Below are 2,280 nucleotides of genomic sequence, written 5' to 3'. Positions count from 1 at the left end.
ATCCCTTAGTGTCTTTAAACGGTTGGAGATATTATATCGTTTGTACAACCACCATGTTTAGGACAAACTCTCTGTTTTAACAGAGAGTAGTTGATTGTGGTAAATTAGGACATCTGATTCGTTTAGGGCCGCAATTTGTTTTGCAGAAGGTTCATAATCATGGGCTTCTGTGCCCGCTGGTACCATTAAACTCACGTCAGCATGGTCGCCAACAATTTCTTTTGTGAAGGCATAAACAGGGTATATCGTTGTTGCAATTTCTAATTTGCCCCCGTCATTTCCCGCAACTGCCTCAGTATTTGCTTGTCCACATGCCGCCAAAAGGGCAGCTCCCGTTAAGGTCATTAAAGCGAATGTCAAACTCTTATTCATCAATGCATCCTCTTTTCCAAAATAATATTCAATCACATGTATTTGGGTACCCAATATATTTTTTGCCTTAGCCAGGGGCAAAGTAAGTAAATCGTAATGGTTACGATTTGATGCCGGTAATTTATCATATGGCGGATCAAGTAGTCAACTAAAATTTACATGAAATGTCCGTCATATAGACCACGAAGGCTCTTTTTCCAAGAAATTAAGCCCTTTAAATTACTTTTGGAAGGGACTCATATATAATGGGTAAAAGGGTTATTAGGAGGAATATGATGAAAATTGCGATTGTACAAGCAGCCTTACAACAAAGCCAGGTGGCAGAGAATTTTCAAACAATTCAAGCGTTGATGGTAGAAGCGACGGCCAATCAACCGGATGTGATTGTGCTGCCAGAATTATGGAATACATCCTTCTTACCGGAAGACGTGAAAGAGCGAGCGGACGAGGATGGCAAGGTGAGTCGTCAATTTTTAAGCCAATTCGCTAAAAACTACCAAGTCAATGTGGTTGGGGGTTCGGTGGCCAATAGGCGTGGTGACAAGCTATTTAATACGGCCTATATCTATAACCGAAAAGGGCAAGAGATTGCAGCTTACGATAAGGCCCATTTATTCTCACCGGTCAAGGAAAATGGTTATTTTGAAGCGGGTGAAGCGAGTGTGACCTTTGAATTGGACGGGGTCAAATGCGGGATTGTGACTTGTTATGACTTGCGATTCCCTGAGTGGGTGCGGGCTTTAGCCTTAGCGGATGCACAGATTGTATTTGCACCGGCTGCTTGGCCTGAAGTCCGGAATTTACATTGGGATACTTTGGGACGGGCACGGGCAATCGAAAACCAGTTGTTTGTCGTATCGGCTAATTCAAGAGGACCGGTTAATGGGGACGAAGAGGCTTTATATGGCGGTCATTCAGCCATCATTGATCCTTGGGGCGAGTATGTTGTTTCTCCTGATTTACAAGTAGGCGTAAAATACGGTGAGATAGACCTTTCTGTTATTGAAGGTATTCGGTCATCGATTAACGTCTTTAATGACCGAAGACCAGACATCTATAATATATAAGTGATAAAAATATTTGAAGCTGTTTTTCTATATGTTATAATGTATAAAAGATTGGCGATCACGCTAACTATAGTAGTCGACACTATGCTTAACGAAAGGGAGATTCCATGAAATTAAAAACAGGTGCGCTAACATTATTCGCTTCAGTATTCTTGCTTGCGGCATGCGGTAACAGTGGTCAAGAAGATACGACTACAAGCGAAACAGCTGAAACAACCAGCCAAGAAGCTTCTTCAACTGAAACAAGCTCTGAAACGGTACCTAGTTCAGAAGATACGTCAGGTGACGACGCGGATGACAATGCAGATGGTAGCAATGAGAGTGCAGGCTCAAGTGAAGCCAACCAAGCTGCTTCAGGAGAATTCATTTCTGAAGATGAAGCGTGGCAAATTGCTTTAGACGACGCTGGTCTAACTGAAGATGCCTTAACAGAACGTGAAATTGAATTAGATGATGTGGATGACGATGATGATGATTACGATGACGTTGCCCATTATGAAATTGAATTTACTATAGATGGTGACCGGGAATTTGCGTATGATATCGACGCAACAACAGGTAATATCTTAAATGTTGAAAAAGATAACTAATTAGCATACATCATTTAGAAAAGGTGGTACTTGAGTAGGCCACCTTTTTCGTTTGGGAAAGTTTATTTTGGATAAAGATAATAGACGCTTAAATGCTTGATTTCTTTCGGACGGAGCGAGTCCTGTTTGCTAGTATTTTTCTGATTTCTTTTCTATAATGAACTACAACGCCATTAAAATGGCGTGTTTCTAGGAACGCTCATGACTTGTTCCACTTATTTCAAAGCAAAACAGCGGTCTAAGCTATTTAA

Annotated in this window: 3 protein-coding genes; 2 read left to right on the top strand and 1 reads right to left on the bottom strand. The window is 41.3% G+C overall.

What is annotated here, in order from left to right:
• Window positions 1–57: 57 nt before the first annotated feature.
• The gene (locus ACUW85_RS09445; RefSeq protein ID WP_048726040.1) at window positions 58–372 is read right to left on the bottom strand and encodes a metal ABC transporter solute-binding protein, Zn/Mn family; all 315 of its coding nucleotides are present in this window, start codon (window positions 370–372) and stop codon (window positions 58–60) included.
• Between the two features lie 272 nt (window positions 373–644).
• On the opposite strand from ACUW85_RS09445, the gene ACUW85_RS09440 reads away from it, so the two are divergent.
• Together ACUW85_RS09440 and ACUW85_RS09435 are read left to right on the top strand one after the other, a co-directional pair.
• A complete protein-coding gene (locus ACUW85_RS09440) occupies window positions 645–1,439 on the top strand; it encodes a carbon-nitrogen family hydrolase (protein ID WP_259345422.1) in 795 nt (264 codons plus the stop codon).
• 107 nt (window positions 1,440–1,546) lie between these two features.
• Window positions 1,547–2,029, top strand: a complete 483-nt coding sequence (locus tag ACUW85_RS09435) for a PepSY domain-containing protein (RefSeq protein WP_083067943.1) — start codon at window positions 1,547–1,549, stop codon at window positions 2,027–2,029.
• The last annotated feature ends 251 nt before the right edge of the window (window positions 2,030–2,280 follow it).

Source organism: Aerococcus sp. 150760013-2 (assembly GCF_053627715.1).
This window is presented reverse-complemented; position numbering and strand designations above follow the sequence as displayed.